Origin of the sequence: Albidovulum sp. (assembly GCF_049646345.1) — a bacterium.
GTDB lineage: Bacteria > Pseudomonadota > Alphaproteobacteria > Rhodobacterales > Rhodobacteraceae > Albidovulum.
This window is the reverse complement of the sequence record NZ_JBARVQ010000695.1, coordinates 1-6,486: the sequence shown is the minus strand read 5'-3', so window position 1 is coordinate 6,486 and position 6,486 is coordinate 1. Positions and strand designations below refer to the sequence as shown.

Genomic DNA, 6,486 nt, shown 5'->3' with positions numbered 1-6,486 from the left:
GAGGAGGGTGGTTCCATGGAGAAGAAAGCAACGTTACGCATCAAGATGATGCTCGCCGCAACGGCATTGGTGGTGCCGATGATGTCCGTCAGTGGCGCATCTGCAGCTGTAACGCAGGAATATCTTGAAGACCTTTGCGATCGGACATTGTTCTATCGGAACGAAGTCCGGCGCATCCAGAGAAGCGACGACTTCCCTGAGATTGTTGAATATACACTTGCCAACTGCCCGGCCGTGATGGCCGCACTGACCAGCCAGCCGACGGCAACGATCAATGGTGAGAGAACCGAACGCCGCGATGACAAGTCGCGTGAGAATGTCGGAAGCAACGAAACCGACGGCAAGAAAAAAGTAAAAGACAAGAAGAAAAAGAAAAAAGAAACCAAGAAGGAAGAAAAGAAAGAGGAGCCGAAGGAAGAAGAAAAGAAGGAGGAAACTCCCGGTCCCGGCAAGAAGGACGGTCCAGGCAAGCGCGAGGACGGCCCCGGCAAGCGCGAGGACGGCCCCGGCAAGCGCGAGGATGGTCCCGGCAAGCGCGAGGATGGTCCCGGCAAGCGTGAGGACGGTCCAGGTGAGCGTGAGGACGGTCCAGGCGAGCAAGATTCTGGCGGCGGCGAACAGGCGCTCTGAGATCACCGGCCCTTCCGGGCAACTGGTCTGAATACGAACGGCCCGCGCAGAGATCAGCGCGGGCCGTTCTGCATGAAGCCCATCGTCATAAACTCGGCACACGAGTAGATGTCAAAACGCGCGCAAGAACCGAGCATTGGGTGCAAGGCCAGTGCTTCAGTTTTCCGCGGATCGCTTTTAGCGGAAAACACCACCCGCCAGGACCGCGTCCCACTTGTGCGGCGCCTCGGGGTTTTGCATGCGAAGGAAACTGTAGCCGGTTTTCTGCCACGGCAGGATTCTGTTCTTCAGGTTGTCCAGAACCAGATCCTCATCACCGGTTCGCAGGACCAGAACGGCATGGGCGGCACGGCGATTGTCAAGGACGGTGGCAATCAGCAAACTCTCAGGCGCCACACCGCGCAGGACCAGTTCCCGTTTCTTCAGCAAAACGATGTCTTCGCAGTCCCCGCCAAAGCTGGTCGGAAGCGCCCAGACCTCTTCATCGCCGTATTGCCGCCGATCCGAGACTGCGCGTGTCGTGCGGTTCACCGAAGCATTGACGGTTTTTGCCAGATGCAAAACGCCGATCTGTTCTGTGTCATACCCGCCACGTGCGCAGGCCCATATGTAACGGTCACAGACGCCATTGAACCCGGTCGGCGCCGCAATCGGCTGACGCGGCACCAGATGCGTCTCCGTCCCGGTTCCGGACCGGGCGGGCTGCGCCATCCCAATCAGACCAAAGCCGACAATCGCCGTTAAAATCAGAACCGAAGTTGCAAGCCCTTTCCCGACATTCCGGGATTTAAACATATCTGTCCCGTCGCGCCGTTTCCGGCGACGGAAGTAACCTTCCCCCATCAGGCAGCCTTTCCACTTTCCCCAAACAGAAACGCGTGGACAGAAAAGTAGGTTTTAGACCTCATATCAAGACATTTTATTTCCTGCAGGCGAAACACTGCCAGCACGCAACCGCCGCCCCCCCTTTTCACCCGGTATCGCGCCGCCTATAAGCGCTCTCGCAGTCAGCGGAGGCAGCCATGCGCAAGGCCACGATTACTCGGAACACCGCCGAGACCGAAATCGCTGTCGGGATAAACCTCGACGGGACCGGGACTTATTCAAATGAAACCGGTGTCGGATTCTTTGACCACATGCTGGACCAGTTGTCGCGCCATTCGCTGATCGACATCGCGGTCACCGCCAAGGGCGATCTGCATATCGACGACCACCACACGGTCGAGGATTGCGGCATCGCGCTCGGTCAGGCGCTGACCCACGCCCTTGGTGACAAGACCGGCATCCGCCGTTACGGCCATTTCGCGCTGGCGATGGACGACGCGCAGGTCGTGACCGCGCTTGATCTGTCGGGGCGGCCCTATCTGGTCTGGAATGTCGATTTCCCGACTGCGAAGATCGGCACGTTCGACACCGAACTGGTGCGCGAATTCTTTCAGGCGTTGTCGACCCATGGCGGGATCACTTTGCACGTGGACCGCACCCACGGCATCAACAGCCACCACATCGCCGAAGCGGCGTTCAAGTCGGTCGCCAAGGCGCTTCGCATGGCGGTCGAGCCTGATCCGCGTGCCGCAGGCGTGCTGCCCTCGACCAAGGGGGCATTGTGAGCCTTACGGTCCTTGTCGACTACGACAGCGGCAACCTGCATTCGGCGGAGAAGGCGTTTCAGCGCATGGCCGCCGAGGCAGGCGACGGATCGATCCTTGTGTCGTCCCGTCCTGAGGATGTGGCACGCGCCGACCGGATCGTGCTGCCGGGCGACGGGGCTTTTCCGTCCTGCCGGGCCGCCCTTGACCGCTTCACCGGATTGTTCGAGGCGATCGAAGAGGCGGTGACGGCAAAGGCCCGCCCTTTCCTCGGCATCTGCATCGGCATGCAGATGATGGCCACGCGCGGGTTGGAATACCGCGAGACCCCGGGCTTTGGCTGGATCGGTGGTGAGGTGGTCCGGATCACACCTCCGGACCCGTCGATGAAAGTTCCCCATATGGGTTGGAACGATCTGATCGTCGACCACCCCCATCCGGTTCTCTCAGGGATCGAAACCGGCCAGCACGCCTATTTCGTGCATTCCTACCATTTCCGCGTGGCCGATCCGGCCCATCGCCTCGCCCATTGCGACTATGGTGGTGACATCACCGCGATCATCGGGCGTGACAACATGGTCGGCATGCAGTTCCACCCGGAAAAAAGCCAGGCGACCGGCCTGCGCCTGATCGCCAATTTCCTCAGTTGGCGACCATGACCGATATTCCGGCGATCCTGCGCGAAATTCTCGATACCGTCGGGCAAAGCGCGGATCGCGGGCAGGTTGCGGACTATATTCCCGAACTGGCGAGCGTCGATCCTGCGCATTTCGGCCTGTCGGTGGCGCTGGCCGATGGCAGCCAGCTTTCGGTCGGCGACGCGGCCCTGCCCTTTTCGATCCAGTCCGTCTCGAAGGTCTTCGCGCTGGCGCTGGCACTCGGGCGGCTTGGCGACCGTCTTTGGGCGCGGGTCGGGCGGGAGCCATCGGGCCTGGCCTTCAACTCCATCCTCCAGCTGGAGCATGAGAAGGGCAAACCGCGCAATCCCTTCATCAATGCGGGCGCCATCGTCGTGACCGATGCGGTGCTGGCCGGTCACGCGCCCCGTGAATATCTGGGGGAACTGCTGCGTTTTATCCGTGCGGCGGCCGAGGACGACAACATCCATATCAACGAGGACGTCGCCCGTTCGGAAACCGAAACCGGTCACCGCAACTTCGCGCTGGCGCATTTCATGCGCGGCCATGGCAATCTGGAAAATCCGCCCGAAATGGCGCTCGGCGCCTATTTCCACCAATGCGCGGTCGAAATGAGCTGCGATCAGCTCGCCCGCGCGGGGCGCTTCCTGATGGGCGCGCCGGACGCCCCGCGGCTGGTCTCGCCTGACCGGGTGCGGCGGATCAATGCGCTGATGATGTCCTGCGGCCACTATGACGGGTCAGGCGAATTCGCCTACCGCGTTGGTCTGCCCGGAAAATCCGGCGTGGGCGGCGGCATTCTGGTTATCGCGCCCGGCCGCGCCTCCATCGCGGTCTGGTCGCCGGGCCTGAACGCGCAAGGCAATTCGAAACTTGGCACCGAGGCGGTCGAGATGCTGGCCCGCCGCACCGGCTGGTCGGTCTTTGGGTGACAACAACCGCAACCAGCGAATGGCGATGGCGTTGCTAACCCCATTTATTCAAAAGAAACCGGGGCGAAAACTTCCCGGTTTTCCGGACGCCGTGGTCCACAATGTCCGCGAACTGAAGCCTGTTCCGTCACAATATCTATTGTAAACGTTGCCATAGCTGCCCGTCGCATAACGTACCCACGCAACCAAGCACCCTGAGCTGGTTGCCCGAAAGCCGCGCCTTTGCGCTGTATTCGCGGTCGAAAAGCGGAACCCAGACCTTTCCGCCACCGTAATTGCCGCCGCCAAACGACCTCAGCCCCCAGAACAGGTCGCGCCCCATCGCCTTGGTAACGACGCTTTTCCCTTTACGGTCATGAACCTTCATCACCCGTCCGCAAAACGCCTCGCCGCAGCGGCGGATGATCACCTGACCGACCTGGCCCTTCTGATCGGGCTCTACCTGCCATGTTCCAAGAATCGGATCGGCTGATACAGGGTCCGACCAGACCTGCACAACCGCCAGAAGTGCCACGAAGAGCAATGGGCGAAACGCCATCCCGACCCCCTTTGCGCACCGGGCGACCCGCGTCGCCAGTCTGACCGTGTAGGTAGGAATGCAAACGCCCGCACTCAAGCGCGGGCGTACAATATTCTGTGGTGCGAACCGATTATTTGACGCGCTGCCAGCTCTGCTTGGAGCAAAGCAGCCCGCCCGCGATGCAGCCTGCCAGCTTCAGGTTGTCTCCATTCAACTGGATCTTGCCGGTATAGATCTTGTCGTTCGACGGCCGCCAGACCTTGCCCGCATAGCTGGCCTCGCCATTCGGCACCATGTCGATCACCAGCGTCTTGCCAAGGTTTGGCGATTTGTATTCGCCTTCGCCATTGAAGGTGCGTGAGATGATGCCACAGAACGCCCCGCCACAGGGCGAGATGGTGATATGGGCGTAAGCGCCGTCATCGGGTTCGGTCTGCCAGACGCCCTCGACCGGATCGGCCGCAGCGGCACCTGCCAGACACGAGAGCATGGCGGCGATCATGAGTTTCTTCATGTGGTGTTTCCTCCCAGAAATCTGGCGCGATCATCCGCATTCGCCACCTTGCCGTCCAGTATGACGTGACGTTGCACCTGGGGTCCGGCAGTTTCCCGCGTGACCCGCCCTGAGGCAGTTAAGTCACGCGGCGGCGCTGCCCGTTGCGCCCGCGCTGTCAGAGTGGAGCCATTGCCGCGCCCTGTCGCTCAGGAACGGGTCCAGTTGCCGTTTCACCTTGGCATGATAGTCCGCCAGCCAATCCTCTTCGGCGAGGCTGAGATTTTCGCGGATCAGCATGTCGGTCTGGATCGGTGCCAGCGTGAGGCTGCGGAAGGCCAGAAATCCGTCAGCCCCTTCCACGATCTCGACCGTATTCTCGATCCGGATGCCGAACTGGTTTTCGACATAACATCCCGGCTCGATCGTCATGACAGCCCCTTCCATCAGGTCGACATCGTTGACCTTCCGCCCGATCCTGAGGGGATGCTCGTGCACCGACAGGCGGTGGCCGATCCCGTGCCCGGTGCCGTGATCATAATCCAGCCCGGCATCCCAGAGCGGCCGGCGGCAGATCGCGTCGATATGGTGGCCCCGCGTGCCCTTCGGGAAGCGCAAGGAAACCAGTGCATGGAACGCCTTGAAGACAGCGGTATAGGCGCGGTCATAACCCTGCGGCCTTGCGCCGAAATTGAAACAGCGCGTGGCATCCGTCGTGCCCGTCTCGAACTGCGCACCGCTGTCGAGCAGATAGGGAAGGTCGGGCAAGATCGGCGCATCGCGACCGGCTTCCGGTATGTAGTGGCACATCGCGGCATTGCCGCCAGAGGCGGAAATCGCGTGAAAGCTTTCGTCGCAGTAGCCCGGCCGCGCGGCACGGAACGCGGCGATCCTTGCCGCCGCCTCGGCCTCGGTCACCGGATCGCCCCTGCCCGCCCGCACCGGCACCGCCTCGGCCAGCCAGGCCGAGAATTCGACCCATGCCACGCCATCCTCAATATGGGCCGCGCGCAGACCTTCCAGTTCGGTCGGGTTCTTGCGCGCCTTTGTCCGGGTCAGCCAACCCGGTTCCGCGACAGGAACCGCCCCTGCACGCTCCACCGCGAAGCGGACCGCGACGGGGGAAAAGTCCGGGTCGAAGAGCACCCTCTTGCCCGCGCCGATCTGCCGCTCCAGTTCCGCGATGAACCCTTCTGGCCGTTCGATCCCGACATCATCCGGCAGGTGATCCATCACATCGGCGTCAAGCTTTCCGGGCTCGACAAACCATGTCACCGCCCCCGAAGCCGCGACCATCAGGAAGGACTGCACCGTTGGATTGTGCAGCACATCCGCGCCACGGACATTCAAAAGCCAGGCGATATTATCGGGCTGGGTTTCGACCAGAAAATCGGCCTGCCGCTGCGCCATGTAACCCTTCAGGTCGGCGCATTTCCCGGCCACTGTCTGACCTGCGAATTGCAGCGGGAACGGGGTGGCGGGGGCCATGGGGCGTGCAGGCTGATCCGGCCAGATTGCATCGACAGGATTATCAGAGAGCGGCGCCAGTTCCGCACCTTTCCCGACAAGGGCCACGGCGAACCGGTCAAACCAGACCGGCGGCAGGTGCATCGGATCAAAGCCGATATGCCAGCCGGGCTGGGCAGCACTGGCAAGCCAATTCTCGGGCGGGTCAGTCTCCAGA

7 protein-coding genes and 1 pseudogene are annotated in these 6,486 nt (G+C 61.7%); 4 read left to right on the top strand and 4 right to left on the bottom strand.

Annotated elements, in window-relative coordinates; all coding sequences use genetic code 11:
* A pseudogene (locus WBB85_RS18145) lies at positions 1 to 630 on the top strand (hypothetical protein); the annotation flags it as partial.
* A 177-nt stretch (positions 631 to 807) separates the two neighbouring features.
* On the opposite strand, the gene WBB85_RS18140 reads toward WBB85_RS18145, so the two are convergent.
* Positions 808 to 1,425 carry a transglutaminase-like cysteine peptidase gene (locus WBB85_RS18140; RefSeq protein ID WP_432639998.1) on the bottom strand — a complete coding sequence of 206 codons (618 nt, stop codon included), beginning with the start codon at positions 1,423 to 1,425 and terminating at the stop codon, positions 808 to 810.
* Positions 1,426 to 1,652: 227 nt separating this feature from the next.
* On the opposite strand from WBB85_RS18140, the gene hisB reads away from it, so the two are divergent.
* Genes hisB through WBB85_RS18125 form a run of 3 tightly spaced genes read left to right on the top strand, consistent with a single transcriptional unit; the run spans position 1,653 to position 3,789 of the window.
* Positions 1,653 to 2,240, top strand: a complete 588-nt coding sequence (hisB, locus tag WBB85_RS18135; protein ID WP_432639997.1) for an imidazoleglycerol-phosphate dehydratase HisB — start codon at positions 1,653 to 1,655, stop codon at positions 2,238 to 2,240.
* Positions 2,237 to 2,878, top strand: coding sequence for an imidazole glycerol phosphate synthase subunit HisH (hisH, locus tag WBB85_RS18130; protein WP_432639996.1), 642 nt, complete (start codon positions 2,237 to 2,239; stop codon positions 2,876 to 2,878). Before hisB ends, hisH begins: the two co-directional genes overlap by 4 nt.
* Entirely contained in the window at positions 2,875 to 3,789 is a 915-nt protein-coding gene (locus WBB85_RS18125) for a glutaminase (RefSeq protein ID WP_432639995.1), read from the top strand. Before hisH ends, WBB85_RS18125 begins: the two co-directional genes overlap by 4 nt.
* 136 nt (positions 3,790 to 3,925) lie before the next feature.
* Here WBB85_RS18125 and WBB85_RS18120 read toward each other — a convergent pair whose 3' ends face one another.
* From WBB85_RS18120 to WBB85_RS18110, 3 genes are all read right to left on the bottom strand, one after another.
* Positions 3,926 to 4,327 (bottom strand): DUF2147 domain-containing protein, encoded by a 402-nt coding sequence (locus WBB85_RS18120; RefSeq protein ID WP_432639994.1) that lies wholly within the window; start codon positions 4,325 to 4,327, stop codon positions 3,926 to 3,928.
* A 112-nt stretch (positions 4,328 to 4,439) separates the two neighbouring features.
* Positions 4,440 to 4,823 carry a DUF2147 domain-containing protein gene (locus WBB85_RS18115; protein WP_432639993.1) on the bottom strand — a complete coding sequence of 128 codons (384 nt, stop codon included), beginning with the start codon at positions 4,821 to 4,823 and terminating at the stop codon, positions 4,440 to 4,442.
* A gap of 123 nt (positions 4,824 to 4,946) precedes the next feature.
* Positions 4,947 to 6,486, bottom strand: a 1,540-nt coding sequence (locus tag WBB85_RS18110) for a M24 family metallopeptidase (RefSeq protein WP_432639992.1), incomplete at its 5' end; no start/stop codon positions are given.

Excerpts from the sequence above, each read along its gene's own strand:
- WBB85_RS18115 (WP_432639993.1), bottom strand. The coding sequence starts at position 4,823 with ATGAAGAAACTCATGATCGCCGCCATGCTCTCGTGTCTGGCAGGTGCC.
- WBB85_RS18120 (WP_432639994.1), bottom strand. The coding sequence starts at position 4,327 with ATGGCGTTTCGCCCATTGCTCTTCGTGGCACTTCTGGCGGTTGTGCAG.
- WBB85_RS18125 (WP_432639995.1), top strand. The coding sequence starts at position 2,875 with ATGACCGATATTCCGGCGATCCTGCGCGAAATTCTCGATACCGTCGGG.
- hisB (WP_432639997.1), top strand. The coding sequence starts at position 1,653 with ATGCGCAAGGCCACGATTACTCGGAACACCGCCGAGACCGAAATCGCT.
- WBB85_RS18140 (WP_432639998.1), bottom strand. The coding sequence starts at position 1,425 with ATGTTTAAATCCCGGAATGTCGGGAAAGGGCTTGCAACTTCGGTTCTG.